This window comes from Providencia huaxiensis (assembly GCF_002843235.3).
GTDB lineage: Bacteria > Pseudomonadota > Gammaproteobacteria > Enterobacterales > Enterobacteriaceae > Providencia > Providencia huaxiensis.
Genome location: NZ_CP031123.2, coordinates 585884 through 608428, shown reverse-complemented (window position 1 = coordinate 608428; position 22545 = coordinate 585884). Strand labels below are relative to the sequence as shown.

21 protein-coding genes are annotated in these 22545 nt (G+C 41.0%); 10 read left to right on the top strand and 11 right to left on the bottom strand.

Translation table 11 applies throughout. The annotated features are described in order from the left end of the window. The first annotated feature begins 410 nt into the window (after positions 1-410). Complete coding sequence (locus tag CYG50_RS04225; protein WP_102138392.1) at positions 411-2108, top strand: NAD-dependent malic enzyme; 1698 nt, start codon at positions 411-413, stop codon at positions 2106-2108. A 165-nt stretch (positions 2109-2273) separates the two neighbouring features. Next, entirely contained in the window at positions 2274-3155 is an 882-nt protein-coding gene (locus tag CYG50_RS04220) for a rhomboid family intramembrane serine protease (protein ID WP_102138391.1), read from the top strand. A 64-nt stretch (positions 3156-3219) separates the two neighbouring features. Here the strand turns inward: CYG50_RS04220 and CYG50_RS04215 are convergent, their stop codons facing one another. From CYG50_RS04215 to CYG50_RS04195, 5 genes are all read right to left on the bottom strand, one after another. Beyond that, entirely contained in the window at positions 3220-4002 is a 783-nt protein-coding gene (locus CYG50_RS04215; protein WP_102138390.1) for a sulfite exporter TauE/SafE family protein, read from the bottom strand. After that, positions 4002-4847: a MurR/RpiR family transcriptional regulator gene (locus CYG50_RS04210; protein WP_102138389.1), complete on the bottom strand. Its 846-nt coding sequence runs from the start codon at positions 4845-4847 to the stop codon at positions 4002-4004. Before CYG50_RS04210 ends, CYG50_RS04215 begins: the two co-directional genes overlap by 1 nt. 15 nt (positions 4848-4862) lie before the next feature. After that, entirely contained in the window at positions 4863-6224 is a 1362-nt protein-coding gene (locus CYG50_RS04205) for a PTS transporter subunit EIIC (protein ID WP_102138388.1), read from the bottom strand. Between the two features lie 60 nt (positions 6225-6284). Next, a complete protein-coding gene (murQ, locus tag CYG50_RS04200) occupies positions 6285-7202 on the bottom strand; it encodes an N-acetylmuramic acid 6-phosphate etherase (protein ID WP_102138387.1) in 918 nt (305 codons plus the stop codon). A 168-nt stretch (positions 7203-7370) separates the two neighbouring features. After that, positions 7371-8066 carry a sugar-binding protein gene (locus CYG50_RS04195; protein WP_102138386.1) on the bottom strand — a complete coding sequence of 232 codons (696 nt, stop codon included), beginning with the start codon at positions 8064-8066 and terminating at the stop codon, positions 7371-7373. A 367-nt stretch (positions 8067-8433) separates the two neighbouring features. Between CYG50_RS04195 and sanA the strand changes: the two genes are divergently transcribed. Continuing rightward, a complete protein-coding gene (gene sanA / locus CYG50_RS04190) occupies positions 8434-9138 on the top strand; it encodes an outer membrane permeability protein SanA (RefSeq protein ID WP_004256559.1) in 705 nt (234 codons plus the stop codon). 20 nt (positions 9139-9158) lie between these two features. On the opposite strand, the gene yeiB is transcribed toward sanA, so the two are convergent. Next, positions 9159-10304, bottom strand: a complete 1146-nt coding sequence (yeiB, locus tag CYG50_RS04185; RefSeq protein WP_102138385.1) for a DUF418 domain-containing protein YeiB — start codon at positions 10302-10304, stop codon at positions 9159-9161. Between the two features lie 3 nt (positions 10305-10307). After that, positions 10308-10967: a GTP cyclohydrolase I FolE gene (folE, locus tag CYG50_RS04180; protein WP_004256561.1), complete on the bottom strand. Its 660-nt coding sequence runs from the start codon at positions 10965-10967 to the stop codon at positions 10308-10310. 449 nt (positions 10968-11416) lie between these two features. Between folE and moeA the strand changes: the two genes are divergently transcribed. The 3 genes from moeA to CYG50_RS04165 all read left to right on the top strand — a co-directional run bounded on the left by moeA (position 11417) and on the right by CYG50_RS04165 (position 13961). Beyond that, positions 11417-12658, top strand: coding sequence for a molybdopterin molybdotransferase MoeA (gene moeA, locus CYG50_RS04175; RefSeq protein ID WP_102138384.1), 1242 nt, complete (start codon positions 11417-11419; stop codon positions 12656-12658). Between the two features lie 5 nt (positions 12659-12663). Then, positions 12664-13416 (top strand): molybdopterin-synthase adenylyltransferase MoeB, encoded by a 753-nt coding sequence (gene moeB, locus CYG50_RS04170; RefSeq protein WP_181489875.1) that lies wholly within the window; start codon positions 12664-12666, stop codon positions 13414-13416. Between the two features lie 209 nt (positions 13417-13625). Further along, a complete protein-coding gene (locus tag CYG50_RS04165) occupies positions 13626-13961 on the top strand; it encodes a zinc ribbon domain-containing protein YjdM (protein ID WP_004909208.1) in 336 nt (111 codons plus the stop codon). A 66-nt stretch (positions 13962-14027) separates the two neighbouring features. On the opposite strand, the gene CYG50_RS04160 is transcribed toward CYG50_RS04165, so the two are convergent. From CYG50_RS04160 to CYG50_RS04150, 3 genes are all read right to left on the bottom strand, one after another. Further along, positions 14028-15626, bottom strand: coding sequence for an ABC-F family ATPase (locus tag CYG50_RS04160; protein WP_102138382.1), 1599 nt, complete (start codon positions 15624-15626; stop codon positions 14028-14030). Positions 15627-15860: 234 nt separating this feature from the next. Continuing rightward, on the bottom strand, positions 15861-16319 hold the full coding sequence (locus tag CYG50_RS04155) for a GNAT family N-acetyltransferase (protein ID WP_102138381.1): 459 nt from the start codon (positions 16317-16319) through the stop codon (positions 15861-15863). A 30-nt stretch (positions 16320-16349) separates the two neighbouring features. After that, positions 16350-16925: an LOG family protein gene (locus CYG50_RS04150; protein ID WP_102138380.1), complete on the bottom strand. Its 576-nt coding sequence runs from the start codon at positions 16923-16925 to the stop codon at positions 16350-16352. Between the two features lie 313 nt (positions 16926-17238). Here CYG50_RS04150 and rhtA point away from each other — a divergent pair, with 313 nt between their 5' ends. Both rhtA and dps read left to right on the top strand, forming a co-directional pair. Then, positions 17239-18126, top strand: coding sequence for a threonine/homoserine exporter RhtA (rhtA, locus tag CYG50_RS04145; protein ID WP_102138379.1), 888 nt, complete (start codon positions 17239-17241; stop codon positions 18124-18126). Positions 18127-18464: 338 nt separating this feature from the next. Beyond that, positions 18465-18968 (top strand): DNA starvation/stationary phase protection protein Dps, encoded by a 504-nt coding sequence (gene dps / locus CYG50_RS04140; protein WP_102138378.1) that lies wholly within the window; start codon positions 18465-18467, stop codon positions 18966-18968. A 128-nt stretch (positions 18969-19096) separates the two neighbouring features. Here the strand turns inward: dps and dinG are convergent, their stop codons facing one another. After that, positions 19097-21205: an ATP-dependent DNA helicase DinG gene (dinG, locus tag CYG50_RS04135; protein WP_102138377.1), complete on the bottom strand. Its 2109-nt coding sequence runs from the start codon at positions 21203-21205 to the stop codon at positions 19097-19099. Positions 21206-21463: 258 nt separating this feature from the next. On the opposite strand from dinG, the gene CYG50_RS22865 reads away from it, so the two are divergent. Together CYG50_RS22865 and sseA are read left to right on the top strand one after the other, a co-directional pair. Then, positions 21464-21625: a YohO family small membrane protein gene (locus CYG50_RS22865; protein ID WP_004256593.1), complete on the top strand. Its 162-nt coding sequence runs from the start codon at positions 21464-21466 to the stop codon at positions 21623-21625. Positions 21626-21663: 38 nt separating this feature from the next. Next, complete coding sequence (gene sseA, locus CYG50_RS04130) at positions 21664-22503, top strand: 3-mercaptopyruvate sulfurtransferase (RefSeq protein WP_102138376.1); 840 nt, start codon at positions 21664-21666, stop codon at positions 22501-22503. The last annotated feature ends 42 nt before the right edge of the window (positions 22504-22545 follow it).

Here is a 22545-nt window from a genome sequence, read left to right as displayed (position 1 = left end):
GAAATATAAATTAATAACCCTAAGCTAAAACAGTTAAAAACATGCAGCAATATATGATATTTGAAAATATAATTTCGCTTACAGTAAACTAATTTTTTCACTCACTAACTCATTAAAAATAGAGAAAAAAACATTAAGAAAATTTATCCATAAGGAAGTTAAACCATTGTTTAAAAACCCGCTGAGATAAAAAGAATTCATTCATACTTGGCTAAGCGTGATCTACCCACCGTAATGAGTACACCGTTGACGGCTTTCATTCCCTTCCGCACATAAACTCCTTATCATATGCACAATATTTTTCAGTAAATTTTTTAACGCTTTTTTATCATTATTTACTGTACATATTTGCTGTTTAGCTTAGGATCTACCCTGACTTTGTTGATTAATCGTCCGAAGAGTGATATTTCATGGAACATGAGTACGAAACAAAACGCCCTCTCTATATACCCTACGCTGGCCCAATTTTGCTTGAATTCCCTTTGCTGAATAAAGGAAGCGCCTTCACCGAAGAAGAGCGTGCAAATTTTAACTTGCATGGTTTACTTCCTGAACAAGTTGAAACCATCGAAGAACAAGTTGAACGTGCCTACCGTCAATTGATTGATTTTAAATCAGATATTGATAAACATATTTATCTGCGAAATATTCAAGATACCAACGAAACCTTATTTTATCGCCTTATAGATGCCCACCTGACAGAAGTAATGCCAATTATCTATACCCCAACCGTGGGTGAAGCTTGTGAGCATTTCTCTGACATTTATCGTCGTGCACGTGGTTTATTTATTTCTTATCCAAACCGTGAATACATCGACGACATGCTACAAAACGCCACCAAACAAAATGTGAAAGTGATTGTTGTTACCGATGGCGAACGTATTTTAGGCCTTGGTGACCAAGGTATCGGCGGTATGGGTATCCCAATTGGGAAACTCTCTCTCTATACCGCTTGTGGGGGTATCAGCCCTGCTTATACTTTGCCTATTGTTATTGATGTAGGAACCAACAACCCACAGCGTCTGAATGACCCTCTATATATGGGATGGCGCCACCCACGTATTACTGGTGATGAATACAACGAATTCCTTGATGAATTTGTCCAAGCAGTAAAACGCCGTTGGCCAAACGTATTGCTCCAATTTGAAGACTTCGCTCAGAAAAATGCGATGCCTTTATTAACCCGCTACCGTGATGAGCTTTGCTGTTTTAATGATGATATTCAAGGCACTGCATCCGTTGCATTAGGTAGCTTAATTGCCGCCAGCCATGCAGCAGGCAGTAAGCTAAGCGACCAACGCGTGACTTTCTTGGGTGCCGGTTCCGCAGGTTGCGGTATTGCAGAGCAAATCATCGCCCAGATGAAATCCGAAGGCTTGAGCGACGAAGAAGCGCGTTCACGCATTTATATGGTTGACCGCTTTGGTTTATTAACCGATAAACTGCCTAATTTACTCGATTTCCAAGCTAAGTTAACGCAAAACAGTGAGAATTTAGCCAGCTGGGATGTTAACAGTGACTCAATTTCACTGTTAGATGTCGTACGCAATGCCAAACCAACCATATTGATTGGTGTGTCTGGCCAAGCTGGGTTATTCACAGAAGAAATCATTAAAGAGATGCATAAGCACTGTGAACGCCCTATCGTGATGCCATTATCGAACCCAACGTCACGTGTTGAAGCTCGCCCAGAAGATATTATCAATTGGACTGATGGAAAAGCATTGGTCGCAACAGGAAGTCCATTTAGCCCAGTATCTTACAAAGAGCAAGTGTTCCCAATTGCACAATGTAACAACTCCTATATCTTCCCGGGTATCGGTCTTGGTGTGATCGCCTCTGGTGCTAAACGCGTTACTGATGGCATGTTAATGGCCGCCAGCCGCGCTCTCGCCAGCTGTTCACCTCTTGCTAAAAATGGTGAAGGTGCGCTATTGCCTCTGCTATCTGATATCCAAGATGTTTCTCGCATTATTGCTAAACAAGTTGCCAAAGAAGCACAAGTTCAAGGTGTGGCAACCGTCACATCGGATAGCGCTCTTGATGAAGCCATTGAACGTAATTTCTGGAAGCCTGAGTACCGTACTTATAAACGTACTTCGTTTTAATTTGTCATAACGGTATTGATTGAAAGGGGCTCTTTAGAGCTCCTTTTTTGTTTTTTTATGTTCCCCCCCGACAGAATGATATCTGCATTCTCAGATAATGATAAATTGCGCTAAACAAATCACTTATTTAAGATAACGACCATGACTGATTAATAGGATATTGACATGACTGGCGACCTCAATGCTGCTATTCCACAGAAACCTAAGTTTTCCCTATGGGCAATAGCTCTAACACTTTTTATTGCAGCGCTGAATATTGTTGTTTATTTTTACCAGCTCAATTATGCCGCCCCACTCGATTCCCAAGAAAATAACTTATTGCTATTTGGTGCCAATGTTTACCAACTTTCATTAACGGGGGATTGGTGGCGCTATCCAGTCAGTATGGTATTGCACTCAGGTGGTATGCACCTTGCTTTGAATACGTTGGCTTTGTTTGTTATTGGGATTGAATGCGAACGTACCTATGGGAAATTTAGGATGCTCGCGATATACCTATTTTCAGGTATTGGCGCGGCATTTTTTAGTGCTTATTGGCAATACAGTGAAGCCATTAATGCAGTAGCGAACCGTGCATCGATGAATGCGTGGAATAGTTTATATTTACCTGATAACACAGTGTATATTACCGTGGGTATTGGCGCATCTGGCGCTATAATGGGATTAGCTGCCGCTTCTGTAATTGATTTATTGAAAAGAATTAATAACCCGAGTCTCTCTCTTGAAGAACGCAACCAATTAAAACGCCCGCTATATAATATTATTGGGATGATTGCGCTAACTCTCATCAATGGTTTGCAGTCAGGTATTGATAACGCTGCTCATATTGGTGGTGCTGTACTTGGTGCGGTTATTAGCGGTGCTTTTGTGCTTGCGCCACAAGCAACATTTCGGGCAAAACTGCTTTCTAGTGGCTTAATTGTACTTATAGCTGCCACCTTACTGGCCATGACACTCAGCCAGTTTTCTTCCTTACAAGACGAAGACCTAAACTATGAGCGCCAGTTTATTTACCAAGAAATGGCAAAAGAACTTAATCAGCGATAAAAAATACTGTTTTTTGGTAAGAGAGCAGTCCTATTATTGATACCGCCAATAGTAGGACATAAATCTAGAAAGTGAATAAATTCATTGTCATCATAACTGCGCTACAGGTAATTAATAACAATGTAATGTATTGGAAAGTGCGCTCGGATAAACGGATCAGTAAATATTTAGCCAGTGGCATCACAATCAATGCCCCCGCACACAGTATCAGCGCCAATTTTAAATCGGTATAACCGTCTTGCGCATAGGCCAAAGCAGAAGAGCCAGACAACACAGTTGTTACAAAAATCGATGTGCCAATTGCTTGCTTAATATTCAGTTGCATATAGCGCAACAACATTGGGAGAACAACCACCCCACCACCAACTCCAGTTGCACCAAGTACAACACCCGCTAGAACAGCTGGCACAGCCATGGATTTTAGCTGATCTCCTTTTGCCGCTTCTTGTTTGATGATCGAAACAAAAAACATTCGCTGAACAAATAAATAGAGCGAAAAGATAATGGCAGCAGCCACTAACAGGTTAATACCCCACTCGACTTGTTTTTCATACCCCGGTAATCCCCCAAGCCATGTCACAAGCAAACTAGAAAGAAAGGTGCTCGGCAACATAATCGCTAATACAATGAGCGCTCCTTTAAAGGGGATATTGCCTAAGCGAAAATGCATATAAGAAGAAGAAACCTTCATTAGCATCGAAAGGAAATTGGCCGTGGCTACGGCTGCTAATGCATTCAGCCCAAAAAAATAGGTCAGTATCGGTAATACAATCACACCACCACCGACACCCGTTGTGCTAATAATCAGCCCAATAAGTGCACCTATCGCTAACTCCGTTACAATCATTAACTCTTGCCTTGTATCAGTGCGCGTCGCCCTTTTTGTAATGCTTCATTTGCATCACTATCTGCTAACGTGAGGTATTTAAAAAATAATGTATCGAAAGTAATCATCTGTAACACTTGGGGGGTGATGATGCCTAATTGGGAATGTTGCTCATCATAAAAATAAGGCAAGGCGAAGTCCGCTAACTTTATCGCTTCATCTTGACCAAACCGCGTCAGTGCGACTGTCGGGCAACCTGTTTCTTTTGCAGCTCGAAGCATGCTATTGATTTCTTGAGTATTTCCACGCGCTGTTACCGCAATTGCAAGGTCTTCTGGCCCCAAATTTGCCGAATAACTTAGCTGAACATGCAAATCATAACTAAACAGTGCGTGTTTATTAATGCGAACTAATTTATGGAAAATATCACTGGCAACAATGGCTGAAGACCCGACACCAAACAGCACGATACGTTTGGCCTGAAACATTTTTTGCGCGATGGTATCTACGACAGATGGCTCAAGTAAATCCAGTGATTTTTCAATAGCCGAAATAAACATTTGCCCTGTTTTGGCGATAATCTGAGAAGTATCATCGTGACGACTCAGATTACCGTATAAACTTTCCGCTTTGTGTTGCTTCTCATCCGACAAATAATCGACTTTAAATTCAGGATAGCCACGGTACCCCATTTGGCGTGAAAAGCGGATAACAGATGCACTACTGACCCCAGCCGCTTGTGCCAATTCCGCTGCATTCATCGCAATAAGGCTTTCGCGATTATCCAACAAAAATGTGGCAATACGTTGTTCTGTGCCTTTACCGCGTGTCTGCATGCTTTCCAGTTTTACCGTCAGTGTCGACATGGCTTTTCCTTCTAATTATTTTTCTGGATCAGTGAAGCCTATTATCATACTGGCAATGAACCCGACAATCCATGCACCTGCAACAGCAATTAAGAAATCCAGGATTTGGCCATCACCCACTAATGGAATTAATGATAACCCTGCTGTTCCAAAAGGAATGATGATCCCGACATGGAAGAATGCCATTAATGCCCCGCCAGCCGCGCCACCAATACAACCCGCAATGAATGGTTTACCTAATGGCAATGACACACCGAATAATAACGGTTCACCGACACCAAAAATACCCACAGGCAACGCACCGACTAAGGTTTTTTTCAAACGTTGGTTTTTGGTTTTTAAATAAACCCAGAAACACGAGCCCACTTGCCCCATTCCGCCCATCGCTAAAATTGGGAACAAGTAATTCAGGCCAAAAGTTTGCAAAATTTCAGCATGAATTGGGATCAAACCTTGGTGTAAACCCGTTAGTAATAAGAATAAGAAACTGCCGCCTAAGATACCGCCAGTCGCCACGGCGCCACCGCCACTATTTAATAAAGCGACAGAAACCCCTTGAGCCAAAATCTGGTTTAAGTAATGTCCTGCGGGTTGGAACACCACAATTGCGACCATCGCAGAGACTAAAATGGTCACAAATGGCGTCACGATAAGATCTAAGCTTTCTTTAATGATACTTCTAAACCACACTTCAAATTTAGAAGAGAAAACGACCACCATCAGTACCGCAAAAATCCCCCCACTACCTGGGACTAATTTCGAGCCAAATAAGGTGATATCCGCTAAACCTGGCATCGAAAGTAGCCCAGCCATGACCGCACCAATTGAGGTGGAAGCACCAAGCTCTTTCGCGGTATTCACCCCAATCATAATTGAAAGATAAACAAATACTGCGCTACCAATCAATTTTAATAACTTAAATAACTCAGGGAATTGGTCGACAACCCCCGGAGCAACCAAGCGGACGATATTGATTAGCCCCATAATAAGACCGCAACCAATCAGAGCTGGAATGGTAGGGACAAATATAGCGGCTAACGTATTTAAAGTACGACGGATCGAGAACGCTTTTTTTTCTGTAGGCTTAGCCGTTTCTGTTGTTGAGGACGAACTACCTTGCATACGTTTGTTCATCACTGAAAAGACTTTTGCTGCGGTTCCCATCCCAACAATCACTTGTTGCTGTTCACCATTGAAAATCACGCCTTTTACGCCTTCAATTTGCTTCAAGGCCTCAGCATCGAATTTGCTATTATCTTTTAAAACTAAACGGATACGCGTCATACAATGAGTTAATGTTGCCACGTTCTCAAAGCCGCCCGCATATTTTTCTATTTCTCTGGCGAGTACTTCCAGATGTTCTATCTTATTAGCCATATTATTCCCCCGGTGTTGGCTAAGCTATATGCTAGCTTTCCATCACGCTATCCCCATTTATTAACGGTGTGTATCTAACATGCTGTCCAATGTGGTATTTGGATGCTGTTGAACGATGTCCGTCGCTTGCTGTGCGTTGATTTGTAACTCATGCATTAAAATTGCGCGTCGTGGATGATAATCCACTTGTGCCAATAGCCCTGCTGCGGTGTGTTCATCAATACCGCAGACCTCACTTACAATTCGTTCTGCGCGGCGCAGTAATTTGATATTACTCGCAACAACATCAACCATTAAATTAGTATGAATACGGCCTAATCTCCCCATCACACAAGTACTTAGCATGCCTAAAATCATTTTTTGCGCAGTACCGCTTTTCATGCGAGTCGAACCTGATAACACTTCAGGGCCAACATCAGGGGCAATCGCCAATTTTGCTACTTCGCTGACTAGCCCTCGGCCTCGCGTAGTAATTGCCACCGTTAACGCACCGATTTCATTAGCATATTCAATGCCCGCTAAGGTAAATGGTGTGCGTCCGCTGGCTGCAATACCCACCACGACATCTTTGGCACAGAGTTGGCGTTTTTTTAGCTCTTCAATCGCTGACTCTACTGAATCCTCAATATTTTCAACCGCTTTTAGCATGGCATTTTGGCCACCTGCAATAATCGACTGCACCATTTCAGGTGAAGTGCCAAATGTGGGTGGGCATTCTGCACTGTCTAACACGGCTAGCCTGCCACTGGTTCCCGCCCCAATGTAAAACAAGCGCCCACCTTGTTTTAAGCATCCGGCAATCGCGTCAACCACTTGGGCAATCGCGGGTAGAACGGCCTGAATAGCCCCTGCAACGGTACTATCTGCTTGGTTAATAACCTTCACCATCGAGAGTGTATCCAACCGTGAAAACTGTTGTGTTTCCTGATTGAATTCATTGTGTAGGCAGTCACTCAGAGTATTTTCGGCTAGAGACATTAAAACGCCCTCATGAAATTTAATTTCATTAAAAAATACATTAAATGAATTTTTATTTCAATTTAAATCACTGCAATTTTGTACAACTTAATTGCGGGTTATGATCTTTCTCACAATAATAGGTCTGTATTGAAAAAATACCGGTGACGAAAGCCACCGGCGATAGCTCTATTTTACGAACTTACAGGTTCCGAAGGCAGATGGGATGTGAAAATCAGGTTTAACAGAATCAGGTTTGATCCAGCTAATCCATTTACGCACTTGCTTAGGTTCACCCGCGCTGAACTCTCCGCGTAAAATGGCACACATTAGTGTCTGCTTGTCTGCGTCTTGCCATAAATCGAGTTTAGTAAATTCATCTAAATCAATTTTTCCCGTTAATACATAACCATTTGGCGTTATTTCACCCACGGTTTGTAATGTCTCCCAGTTCCAACTTGGGTCAACTTCACGGTAATAATTAGCTTTTGCATCGAAAGTACGTCCTTTCGGGTCCATTTCAGCCGTGTAATAAGGTTTTAGTTCAGGGCTAGTCGCAAAAAAGAGTTCGACTCGGTCAGAATCTAACACCGCTTGGTCTTTATCTGGGTTATCACCTAACTGAATATCTTTATCATCTGCAATAAAACGGAAATATAATGTGTCATCACTCCACAAAGCGCGAAAATCTGTTTTGGGAGCCGCTTCCTTTTCCCATGGGTACGTAAAATCGGTTAATATTTCTGCTTTTTCCCAGACTTCCGTACTTTTAGTCGCATCATTGAGTGATTTTAACTGATCGGTATGATTGATTTGGTACTCTTTCGCTGCCACACTCGCGGTAACAAACACAGCACTCGCGGCTAATAATGTCGTTAGTTTCATACTTTCCTCACCTATCTAATTAAAGATCTGCTATTCACAGAAACCCGCCAAAGAAACAATATTTCACTTCAAATTAAAAATATAGAATTAAAATTTCATAATATATAGCTTCATTCCATAAAAACTACCATGATGTGAAGCGAATCACTCTTTGATGAGAACGTGATTTACCTTTTTCATCCAATGTCTGATTAATTTTGATTCAATTATTAGGCTTAATATTAGTCAACTTCGATTAGTGTGCAGACATTGACATGACTTTACGTTACGCGACTTGCGTCACTAATTTAAGTCAAGTAGCCTAGAGACACAGGCCTACTGAGGCTGACAATTTCGGATTATGACTCTTTATTATCAAGGCTAGGACATGAGGAAACGTCTGTTTTTTGGTCTTATTATTCTTGCAGGGATCGCATTTACGACCATAATGTTGCTTGATCGCTGGATAAGCTGGGATACCGCCCCCTATATCTATGAAGATGTAGAAAAATTGCCTGCGCGCGATGTCGGGATGGTACTCGGCACATCCAAATATTATGCCTCTGGTGTTAATAACCTCTATTATACCTATCGCATTAAAGGCGCAGCGGAAGCATACCACAGTGGAAAAGTGAAATATTTGCTCCTCAGTGGTGATAATGGCGCTCATAATTACAATGAGCCAATCAACATGCGCAAAGATTTAATTAAAGAAGGGGTTCCAGCCTCCAAAATTGTGCTCGATTTTGCTGGTTTTAGGACATTAGACTCCGTAGTACGCACTAAAAAAGTGTTTGATACCGATAATTTTACGATTATTACCCAGCGTTTTCATTGTGAACGTGCGGTCTTTATCGCCAAACATAAAGGTATTGATGCGCAATGTTTAGCGGTTCCGACACCTTCTGGGATGTATAGAGTGAGAGTGCGTGAAGTGTTTGCGCGGCTAGGCGCTCTGGCAGATTTATATATCTTAAAACGGGAGCCTAAATTTTTAGGTGAACAAGAATCGATCCCAGCCCCGATTAAAATGCCAGCCGGAATTAAAGGCTATCCGGCGGTTTCACCGGATGAAGTCAATAAATTGAAGTAGATATATAGGTAGATAAATACTCATCTACCTATTAACTTTGCTGTTAATTTGCGCCAACACCATTCAAGTGGGCCTTGTCTGAAAAACATCAGCCAATAATAAGAAAATAATACATTTATTCCCCAAATAATGGGAATCAAGACAATTAATTCAACCCGCGTGAATTGACCAAAATAGCCTAATTGGTAAAACAGTGTGGTACAAATTAGCGTTTGCAAAATATAATTACTCAGCGCCATCCGCCCCACATATTGCAGCCCATGGATTACCTTGTTATTTGCGATTTTTTCCCAAAAACCATACACCAAAGCGATATATCCTAAAGATTGGAATGGAATAACTAGCTCATTAATAATGTAACCAATGATTGATGTTGAAAAATAACTCCAATTAAATTGGCTTTGCATGTATAGCGAAACTATTTGGACCAATATCGATGGCAAGATAAATATGTAGGCTATTTGACGGTAGTGTTGAGCGCTAAATTGCCCTTGTAACCAGCCATTTTTCATTAACAGTGCGCCAATAATCATCAATGCCGCTAATTGCCAGCCATATTGGATAACCAACATTTCAACCATTTTGAGCATCTCTGACGCCCGATAAAGCACACCATCCATTCCCCCCGAGGTATGCATCACATATTCAAATGCCAGTTGCTCATCCGTGGTTTGCCAAAAACCGGAGGGATCTATACTACTTCCCAACACGAGCAAAATAACTAACCCAACCAAATAGATTGATAGTGCTATTTTCAATAATAAACTATCATCATATTGATTAAGCAAATAGGTCACTAACAAGCCGGTTAATGCATAAGCCAACAGAATATCACCATCCCAAAAACCAACCCCATGGATCACCCCGAATAGGGCTAAAACAGATAAACGGCACTGGTTCCAACGAAGAGAGCGAGAGTGTAATAAAGCAAGCGTTGCCCCAAATAGGATTGAAAAAATCGCGAGAACTTTACCTTGAAAAAGGACATTGAAAACACCCCAGAGGTAAGCCTCTGAATCGGATGTTGTATTGGTATAGTAAGGGTTTAAATACGCTGCTTGTGGTAAAGCAAATGCAAAGATATTCATTAGCAGAATACCTAAAATTGCTATACCACGAACAGCGTCAAGTTGGTCAATGCGGCTTGACGGTGTCGTTGTTGTCATAAATTATAAGTGACGAACTGCACGTAAAAATTCTTGCCGTGTATTTTGGCTTGATTTAAATAACCCACCAAGTGACGTTGTTGTTGTTGCACTTGTCGCGTCACGAATACCACGAGCTTTCACGCAATAATGCACCGCATCTATGCAAACTGCCACATTTGTTGTTCCCAATAATGTTTGCAAAGCAACCAAAATTTGCTGAGTTAAGCGCTCTTGCACTTGTGGGCGTTGTGAGAAAAATTGCACAATGCGATTAATTTTCGATAAACCAATCACTTTGTCTTTTGGAATATAGGCAACCGTAGCCTTTCCATCGATCGTAACAAAATGGTGTTCACAGGTACTTGTTAGCGTGATATCACGCACCGTGACCATTTCATCCACTTTCATTTTATTTTCAATCAAAGTGATTTTTGGAAAGTTTGCGTAATCAAGCCCTGAAAAAATTTCATCAACATACATTTTTGCGATACGACGAGGGGTATCAGCTAAACTGTCATCGGTTAAATCCAAATTCAGCAGCGTCATGATCTCTGTCATGTGCCCTTCAATCAGTTTCTTACGTTCGTCGCCAGACTTTGGCTGGATACGTAAAGGCGTTTCTAAGCCTCTAGCCTCCAGCGCGGCATGAACTAATTCGGCCTCTTTACTCAGAGATGACATGTGAGCCTCCACAAATGGTATTACTATTTTTATAAAATGCAGGTGTGCGGTACTCTAAAACAGCAGGTACAGATAATCCAGCACAACATAGATCATTGCCGTGAAATAATTGCATTTAACCCTGTAATTCATTCACCCAATGATTACTTTCTTTAAACGATTTAACACCTTATATAACGTGATTTTTATCACACTTTCTCTCAATCCTTTAACCTTGAATGGTGAAAAACCAATAACCCGCCAATAAGTAACACAATACATAACCTAAGCATTAACCATTCTGTGCATAATTTTGTTTGTGATAATGCCACCTTACTGGTTAAATCTGACCAAAAGCTATCTGTAATCAATTTCTATTCATTCACCCACTAATGGATTTCTGCCATAATATGCATTACGAACACATTTTAAAGCCTCAAGGCAGATAACAATAATGAGGGTCATTATTTATGGATCAGTGTCATACTAACGATTTGATTTCTCTAAATGTTGCATTGGAAAAATTACTATCTCAAACGAAAACCGTCACAGATACAGAAATCATTCCACTGACCTCCTCTGCACAGCGCATCATTGCAACAGACCTAATTTCCCCTATCAATGTTCCGCCATTTGATAATTCTGCGATGGATGGTTATGGCTTACGTTTTGCCGATTGGGATGGTAAAACGCCAATGCCTGTGGCAGGTAAATCATTTGCTGGCAACCCGATGGAAGGTGAGCTCAAAGCGGGTTGCTGCGTGCGTATTATGACGGGTGCTCCAATTCCACAAGGTGTGGACACTGTTGTCATGCAAGAGTCTACAGAACAAACCGAACAAGGGATTATATTCACCCACCCCATCAAACAAGGCAGTAATATTCGTAAAGCTGGGGAAGATATTGCCCAAGGCAGTGCGGTGTTCCCTGCAGGAACCTTACTTACCACTGCTCAGCTACCTTTAATTGCTTCACTGGGTATTGCAGATGTCGCCGTATATCGTCGCCTTAAAGTTGCCGTTTTTTCAACGGGTGATGAACTACAAGCGGTCGGCCTTCCTTTAGCAGATGGGCAAATTTATGATACTAACCGCTTTACCGTCCGTCTGATGCTTGAAAAACTTAACTGCGAAGTGCTCGATTTAGGTGTGATACCGGACTCGCCAGAAAAACTCAAACAAACCTTTATCGAAGCTAACCAACACGCGGATTTAGTGATCAGTAGTGGTGGAGTTTCCGTGGGTGAAGCCGACTATACCAAACAAATTTTGGATGAATTAGGCACGATTGGTTTTTGGAAGCTAGCTATAAAACCAGGAAAACCCTTTGCATTTGGCAAGCTGAGTGACGCTTGGTTTTGTGGGCTACCGGGGAACCCCGTTTCCGCAGCACTCACCTTCTACCAATTGGTTCAACCGCTGATTGCTCGTCTTTCAGGGCACAGCCAATGGCGTGCCCCGCTACGCTTTAAAGTTCCAGTTACCACCACATTGAAGAAAAGCCCGGGCCGTTTAGATTTTCAACGAGGAATTCTAAGCACCAATGAGCAAGGACAGTTACAAGTCGCCACAACGGGTCACCAAGGCTCACACGTGTTTAGTTCATTTAGTTTAGCTAACTGCTTTATTGTCCTTGAACGAGAGCGTGGGCGTGTTGAAGCAGGTGAAATGGTTGAAGTCGAAATGTTTAACTATTTATTAAAAAGTGAATAATAACTGTGCAAGAGCTTAGCGATCTGGAAATGTTGCGGTATAACCGCCAAATTATCCTCCGTGGGTTTGATTTCGATGGGCAGGAAAAACTTAAGGCTGGCAAAGTGCTAGTTATTGGCCTTGGCGGTTTAGGCTGCGCTGCAACACAATACCTTGCTGCTGCCGGTGTCGGTCATCTGACATTGGTGGATTTCGATACTGTGTCGTTATCTAACTTGCAACGGCAAATTTTGCACCGTGACGCCACCATTGGTACACCCAAAGTTGATTCAGCTAAAGTGCAACTTGCTGCCATTAACCCACATATCCAAATTGACACCGTCAATGCACAACTAGATGATGCTCAACTTGATGAATTAATCATGCACCATGATGTGGTCTTAGACTGCACCGATAACGTTGCCATTCGTGAACAGCTTAATCGCCTGTGTTTACCACAGAAAAAACCACTGGTTTCAGGTGCTGCCATCCGCATGGAAGGGCAATTGTCTGTTTTCACTTATGAAGAAAGCACCCCTTGTTATCACTGTTTAAGCCGTTTATTTGGTGAAAATAACTTAACTTGTGTTGAAGCCGGAGTTATGTCCCCTTTAGTTGGTACCATTGGTACGCTAGAAGCAATGGAAACAATTAAATTATTAGCTAATTATGGGAAAGTTAATTCAGGAAAAGTATTGTTATTTGATGCAATGACTATGGATTTTCGCCAATTTAAACTTAGCAAAGATCCCCATTGTGAAGTCTGTTCTAAAGGCTAACGACTAAATTTTCGGGCAAGTTGTTTTTTCTCATCACTCAGGCGAGGCTTTTCTCGCCTTTTTCCCATTTTCATCACACCAAAACTAGGAATAATCCGAAAAAATAATTTAATTGTCCTTTCACCTTATACTATCTCTCTTTTGTGGTGCTTGATGGTTTAAATATCACCACTGTTTATTCTTTTGATAAAGTTACTGAGAGTATGAATATGCAATTCCCTCCTTGCCCGAAATGCCAGTCTGAATACACCTATACTGATAACGATATGTATATCTGCCCTGAGTGCGCGCATGAATGGAATGATGCCGAGCCTGTAGCTGATATTGATGAATTGATTGTAAAAGATGCCAATGGCAACCTGTTAGCTGATGGTGATACCATCACGGTTATTAAAGATCTTAAAGTCAAAGGCAGCTCTTCTATGCTAAAAATTGGTACCCGCGTTAAAGGTATCCGTTTGGTCGAAGGCGACCACAATATCGACTGTAAAATTGATGGCTTCGGCCAAATGAAATTGAAATCTGAATTTGTGAAGAAAAACTAAGTTTACTTCGCCCATTAAAAAGCCCTCAGAATTGAGGGCTTTTTGTTTTTCATCCAAAAACCAGATTTAAAGAACGACACCTTGGCTTGTCAGGTATTCATCATAAGTACCTTTGAAATCAATGACTTTATCTTCTTTAATCTCCAAAATACGGCTCGCTAACGAGCTGACAAACTCACGGTCATGGGAAACGAAAATTAACGTTCCTTTGTATAATTCGAGAGCTAAGTTTAATGATTCGATAGATTCCATATCCAAGTGGTTGGTTGGTTCATCCATAATCAAAATATTTGGTTGTTGCATCATTAACTTACCAAATAACATGCGCCCTTGTTCACCACCGGATAACACTTTAACTTTCTTTTTAATGTCATCTTGAGAAAACAGTAAACGGCCTAAAATACTGCGCACCGCTTGCTCGTCATCTCCTTCACTTTTCCACTGACTCATCCAGTCAAACACGGTTAAATCTGTTTCAAAATCTTCTGCGTGGTCTTGAGCATAGTAACCAATGCTACTGTTTTCTGACCATTTAACCATTCCGCTCGTTGCAGGTTGTTCACCCACCAGCGTTTTTAAGAATGTCGTTTTACCGATACCGTTAGCACCAATAACCGCCATTTTTTCGCCAACTTCCAGTAATAAATTGACGTTTTTAAATAATGGCCCTTGGTCATAACCGTTCGTTACCGCTTCTAATTCCAGTGCATTGCGGAACAATTTTTTCTCTTGTTCAAAACGAATGAATGGGTTTTGACGGCTAGACGCTTTCACCTCATCCAATTGAATTTTATCAATTTGACGTGCACGGGAAGTCGCTTGTTTCGACTTAGAAGCATTCGCACTAAAACGACTAACGAAAGATTGCAGCTCAGCAATTTGCGCTTTTTTCTTTGCGTTATCCGACAATAGACGTTCACGAGCTTGGGTTGCCGCGATCATATATTCATCATAGTTACCCGTGAATAAACGTAATTCACCATAATCTAGGTCAGCCATGTGCGTACATACGGTATTTAAAAAGTGCCTATCATGGGAAATAATGATCATGGTACAGTTACGATCATTCAGCACTTGCTCTAACCAACGAATCGTATCGATATCCAAGTTGTTCGTCGGCTCATCGAGTAATAAAATATCTGGATCAGAAAATAGGGCCTGTGCCAGTAGCACACGCAGTTTCCAGCCAGGTGCGACTTCACTCATCGGCCCATAATGCTGTTCAACAGGGATACCTACACCCAGTAATAATTCACCTGCACGTGCTTCTGCGCTATAGCCGTCCATTTCACCATAAGCGACCTCTAAGTCAGCGACTCGGTAGCCGTCTTCTTCGCTCATTTCAGGTGAGGCGTAGATCCTATCGCGCTCTTGTTTTACATCCCACAGTTCGCTATGCCCCATAATCACGGTATCAAGCACGGTAAATTCTTCAAATGCGAACTGATCTTGGCGAAGTTTACCAATACGCTCATTTGGATCAGTCGTGCTCACATTACCCGCTGTTGGGGTTAAGTCTCCCCCTAAGATCTTCATAAATGTGGATTTACCTGCGCCATTTGCGCCGATCAAACCATAACGGTTGCCTGTGCCAAATTTAACTGAAATGTTTTCAAACAGTGGCTTACTGCCAAACTGCATAGTGATATTGTTCGTTGTTAACACTGCTATGCCTTAAATTAAACGGTGTAAAATAGCCTGCGATGATTTGGGTTCCATGACTACAGCGTGCAAAACAACCCAAAATAGTGATTTGAGCAGCAAAATACATTCCATGCATGGTCATTAGAGTATGGCAGGTATAAATAGCGGCGCATTATGCCATATTACACCGCTTAGATCTTGTGCTGTTTTCAGCAAATTGATTAGCACGGAAGGAAAGGCTGACTAAATGCCAAACTAAAGCGTGATCCCCATAGTACGGCTGATTTCTGTTAGCCCTTCTCGCTCATAAAACTTAATGGCTTTATGATTTTGCGCTAATACCGACAGCTCCAAGTGGCTAAACTGCCTACTCTTCGCCCATACTTTAATGCCATCGAGTAATTTTTGCCCTGCTTTTTCACCACGGAAATTGGGGTCAACCACTAAGTCAAAAATATAACCAAAATTTCGAGGAACAATGCAGCTATAAGGATCAGCAACTTGTTGTTGCGCGATGCAAAATCCTTTAATCTCACTGTTAAATTCAGCAACTAACAAATAAAATTTATCATCGATAATCGCATTTTCAATAAATTCCCTAGCCTGCTCTGCAGGTTGTAAGCGCTCGGGGTCTAGTAATGCCATTTCCGAAAACAAAATTTGATAAAGCGATAAAATAGAGTCTATATCACTTTTTATAGCTTCCCTTATCATGCATTCCTCTCTGTGATTTCGATATTAATGCTAATCGTAAGTTTTAATTGGTGGCGCAATATACGTTTCGAAGCTTTCTAGTAATTCAGCTGGCGAATCATTCACAATCGCCATATGACGATATTTTTCATGTAGGAAGCCTTCATCCGCCATTTTATTTGTCATATCAATCAATGGTTGCCAATAATTATTAATATTAAACAAGGCACATGGTTTAGTATGTAAACCAATTTGGCTCCAAGTAAATACTTCTGCGTACTCTTCAAGCGTGCCATAACCGCCTGGTAAAGCGACAAAAGCATCGGCAAGTTCAATCATTTTACTTTTACGCTGATGCATCGTTTCAACTTTATACAGCTCAGTTAAATTCTTATGAGAAATTTCGCGTTCTTCTAGCAATGAAGGGATCACACCAATCGCCTTACCACCTAATGACAAAACAGTATCAGCAACCGTTCCCATAATCCCCACACTCGCCCCACCATAGACTAATGTGATATCGCGACTAACCATTTCTTTAGCAAATTCAATGGCTTTTTGCTGATAAATTTCGTTTTTCCCCATGCTTGAACCACAATACACTGCAATGCTTTTAATTTTCCCCATTTGTTCCTCATTTCCATTTTTATAGTGGCTTTTTAGAGAATGGAATTATACGAGCCTAGTGTAGAAGCTCAAGCATCATCCTTCCCACCATAAAGTTAATCCATGTTTATAACATCGCCATTCAGTTAAACCAACACCTTGAATACCCATAGAGCACATTTATCACCTTGTTATTGTTAGCTGTAAAATAAAGAAATATAAAGCAGCAGGGTTTTATGAGATAATCTGTCAGAAATTATTTTTCATCATCAAATACTTATTTTTCTAAATATTTATTGCCAATTAAGTTACGTTGTCTGAGGTTTACTTATTTATGTCTGCCGACACTAAAAAGAGCGCATTTCCGCTATTACCTATCGGGTTATTACTGCTTGCTATGACCTCTATTCAAAGCGGGGCTTCTTTAGCTAAAACTTTATTTCCTGTTATCGGCGCTCCCGGTGTTACTGGTTTACGTTTATTGCTTGCTACAATTATATTATTTGTTATTTTTAAACCTTGGCGTTTAAAATTCAGAAGAAGCTCGCTAGTTCCACTGCTAGCCTACGGCTTGTCCCTAGGTACGATGAATTATTTGTTTTACCTTTCCCTTGAGCGCATTCCATTAGGAATAGCCGTTGCACTAGAGTTTACTGGTCCTTTAGCTGTCGCAATGTTCTCCTCTCGCCGCCCAATTGATTTTTTGTGGATAGCCCTTGTTATAGTTGGGTTATTATTTTTACTCCCAATTGGCGATAATATTGAATCCATTGATACACTCGGTGCTATCTATGCTCTCGGAGCCGGTGTCTGTTGGGGGTTGTATATTATATTTGGCCAACGAGCGGGAGCGGGCTATGGCGCTGCCACCGTGGCTATCGGTTCATTTATTTCTGCGATGATTTTCTTCCCGATCGGTTTAATGCAAACAGGTGTCGAGGTGATGTTCGACCCTTCAATTTTACCTATTGCACTAGCAGTCGCGATTTTATCAACCGCATTTCCTTATACTTTAGAAATGATCGCGCTAACGCGTTTACCTGCCCGAACTTTTGGTACATTGATGAGCCTTGAACCTTGTATGGGTGCATTTTTAGGAATTGTTTTCCTAAATGAGCACTTAACGATGACTCAGTGGTTAGCCTTATTATGTATTGTCTGTGCTTCTATTGGTTCCACCTCAACAGCGGTACCAAAGTCAAAAATTGAAAAAGTGTCCTAGCCACTAAAAGCTAGAAGCAAACAAAGACAGTCAAGGTTAATAAATTCGATATATTGATATTTATTAACCTTTTTTCGTGTAAAGTTTTATTCATCAATTTGAAATAATCTATTTTTATTTCTAGTTTATGCTTTAAATAAAAATTAATTATCTCTATCGCACTTATTGTCAAAAACGATTAGTATCGAAGATCCACAATTAATTAACGGTTAATAAAGTATATCGAATAGACCTATTAAATTAATCGTTTATTACATTATGACAAATTAGTTTGGTTATTTTATATTTATTGACAGATGAGGTTACTAAACAAATTCATATTTAAGAGAGGATGAATCATGAGCACAGCTAAATTATTTAAAGCATCTTCAAATGAACTTTTATATACACGTAATGATATGGAAGACAGCGTAAAATTGGAAACCATTGGAATTCTTAATGTTATGGTTGTCCACTTTACCGATCTCTCTCTAATGACTAAACAAGCCCACTGGAATATGCGTGGTCGCAATTTTATCGCTGTACATGAAATGCTAGATGGCTTTAGAACCACGTTAGTTGAACATTTAGATGAATTCGCAGAGCGCGCGGTTCAATTGGGTGGGGTTGCTATTGGTACAACCCAAGAAGTTAACCGCTTCACTTCGTTAGAAGCTTACCCAATTAATATCCATAGCGTACAAGACCACTTGAAAGCGTTAGCCGACCGCTATGCTATTGTCGCGAATGATATCCGCAAAGCCATTGATGAAGTGGAAGACGAAGACACTGCGGATATGTTTACTGCGGCTTCCCGCGATATGGATAAATTCCTCTGGTTCTTAGAAGCCAATATTGAGTAATGTCGTAAATAGAGTCAATTAAAATTGACCAATGGCCACTGAAAAGTGGCCATTTTATTTGCGAGTAAATAACTATAAATCAAACTGTTATTTAAATATCTAAAAATAAAATGAGTTAATTTAATTATTTACTGTTTTTTAGGTATTTCGGGTTGTTCTATCGGAAATACTGGTAATGCATTTAATAGCCTTTTACCATAATTTTTAGTCAGTAAACGTTTATCATAAATAATAATTTCACCATAACATTCATGACTACGAATTAGCCTGCCCGCTTGCTGTATCAAATTAAATGAAGCGCTCGGTAAACTTTGTACTTCAAATGGGTATCTCTTCAATGATTTCAACCAATCCCCTTCTGTGATAATCACTGGGTTTGTTACTGGTGGAAACGCAATTTTATGAATATGGACCTGAGTTAAGTATTCCCCTTTGAGGTCTAACCCCTCAGCAAACGATTGTAAGCCAATTAAGGCACTAGCTTGCCCTTGGTTAATTCTTTCGCAATGTGTTTCAACTAACCGGTAGCGAGGTTGATCTCCTTGGACCAAAAGCTGCAAGCGCAAATCTTTTACGTGTTCGAGAAAGCCTTCCATCGCTCTTTGGCTACTAAATAAAACCAATACTCCACGATGAGTATTTTGAGTAAATTGCTCACGGAAAAATACCGCCATTTCTGCTAAGTGTTCAGCTTCATTATTGATAGTTGGCTCATATTCCATTTTAGGAATAATAATTTTACCCTGCTCAACATGGTTAAAAGGGGAAGACAATGTCACAAAGCGGTCATCACTTTTTTCGGATAGCCCTGTAAGTTCCATAAAACGTGAATAACTGTTCAACGACCTCAGTGTTGCCGAGGTAATGACAATATGAGGTACATTGCGCCATAACAAATGTTGCAACTGCTCACTTACTCGGATCCCCGCACAATGCATAAAGAAACGAGATTGGTTTTTCTCATAACGCCGACTTAACCATTTTGACACAGGAGCTCCTGAACTTTGCTCTAATGCCGCCAGCCGCCATAGCTTCGACATATTTTCAAAGTACCCCATAGCCCTGCTAGTCACAATAATGGAACGATGTAAGCGAACGATATCTTGTTTCGCAGTTTGTTCCGTTAAATCATTTAAGATAGCTTCAGCCAGCCCTTGTAACGCATCAGTCTGCTTGAACAACACCTGACAGCTTAATTGCATTGCTTCAGGTAACACACCTAGTGGAAATAAATATTCAGTTTCTTTTGATGTTTCTGGTAATAATGCATTCGCTAATAATGAGAAATCGCGAAATGTTTCCCGTAATTTTTCTGCATGTTGCTGTAACCGTTCAGGATTAGCAAGCTTTGGTGGCTTCACTGGACGAAATTGGCTCATATATTGCCCAACATGCTGAATAAAGCTATCAAGCTGTGCCGTTAATTGAACTAACGTAATTTCGCCTTCAACTTCAAGGGCATCCCTCGCAACGTCTGGGACATGGTGGCCTTCATCAAGCACTAATAATAAGTTTTTCGGGTCCGGCAAAACCGACTCACTCTCCATTGCGGCCATAACCAATGCATGATTAGCGACCACCACATCGGCATCTTCGATTTCCCGCCTAGCAATAAAAAATGGACACCGCTGATAAAATTGGCAATTACGACCCAAACAATTCATTTTATCAGTGCTAACTTTACGCCATAAACTATCACTAAATGCACGTTTGTGGTGATCCCTTAACCCATCCCATGCAAAGCTCTGAAAATCATGCCGCAGCTGCTGACAAATTGCCCGTTCTTCACTATTCGCAATTTCTGTTTTATCTTCCACCAATAACATTAAATCAATTTGTTCGCCTTCTGCTGCGCAGATAGCTTCTAAATTACGAGGACAAACATAACGAGCACGCCCGAATGCACCCGTATATTTTAGATCAGGAATAATTTTGCTTAATAACGGTAAATCTTTGCTATAAATTTGGTCTTGTAGCGCCACATTTGCCGTACTGACTACTAAGGTTTTTCCTTCTTCCCTGCCAACTGCAATTCCCGGTATTAAATAAGATAGCGTTTTCCCCACCCCTGTAGGTGCCTCTATGACCAAATGGCGACCATCATCATCCGCTAGGTTTTTTGCGACTTGCGCGATCATCTCCCGCTGTGGTGCTCGAGAAACAAACCCGTCAATTTGTACGGATAACCCTTTATACCACTGAGTTATTTGTTCTTTAGTTTTATTTGACAGGGACATAAATTATGCAGGTGACCAAAGTTAAGATGAAAGATAACGAAACCGACAACAATACGAAATAGGAAAAAAAATTTTTTGCCAACCGCTTCGCAAAACTACTGTATTAATACCCATTATACATAAAAATTGGGAAGCTTTTTGCAAAACGCCCATTATGCAACAGAAAAAATAGCTTTTAACTTGTTTGCAACACTCATCCGGTTATACTCTGAGTTCTTATACTATTTTGAATTTTTATCACTAGGCAGGCTATAAAAAATGAAAAAGGTTGTTATCGCACTTTGCGCATTATGTGCTTTTGGTTCTGTTGGCGGTATTGTTTTAGCGGGTATGAACATTTATACACGTTCAACAACTCCCCTTGAACAAGGGCAGCCACAATCCCCTTCAGCACTGCCAGCACCCAATCAAATTCAATAATTTTAAAATAATTTATCAGCCCAGGATGGAGATAGCTTATGTACAACGATTATTTCGTCACCCCACAATGGTTAAATTCACATCTATTTGATGACAACATCGTTGTACTCGATGCATCCTCTCCACCACCGACTGCACCTTATGATTGCCGCCAGCAATATTTAGAAGAACACATTCCTAACGCTCAGTTCTTTCATCAAGACGAAATTGCAGACAAAAGCTGTGATTTACCCCATATGCTGCCAAGTGCCGATATTTTTAGCCAAGCCGTTAGTGCCATGGGCATTGGCAATGACACCCAAGTTATTATTTATTCGCAGAATAATTTATTTTCATCCCCAAGAGCATGGTGGACTTTTACTACAATGGGCTGCAAAAACGTTAAAATTTTAGCTGGTGGTATCGATGCTTGGAAAACTGCTGGGTTTGATGTTCAGTCCGGGGAAGTCACTCCACCAGCTGCGAAACAGTTCCATGCAACACGCAAAGACAGTAATGCACTGAATCGAGAGCAAATGCTTGATATTGTGAATCAAGGCAAAATTCAAATTATTGATGCTCGTGCAGAGCCACGCTTTCTTGCCCAAGCGCCGGAACCTCGTCCAGGCTTGCGTATGGGTCATATTCCTGGGAGCAAAAACGTCCCATGGGATCTTCTCGTTGAAAAGGGTGAATTCAAATCACCAGAGCAACTTAAAGCTATCTTTACTAAACAAGGTGTGGATATCCATGCACCTTCTGTGACGACCTGTGGTTCAGGAATGACCGCTGCGGTGGTATTAATGGCATTAACATTATTAGGTAACCAAAACGTACGTTTGTATGATGGTTCATGGGCCCAATGGGGGCAAGATAACGGCCTGCCAATTGAGTCGTAGCCTCCCCACCGCCATAAGAATATAAGCCACTTAATATTCAAG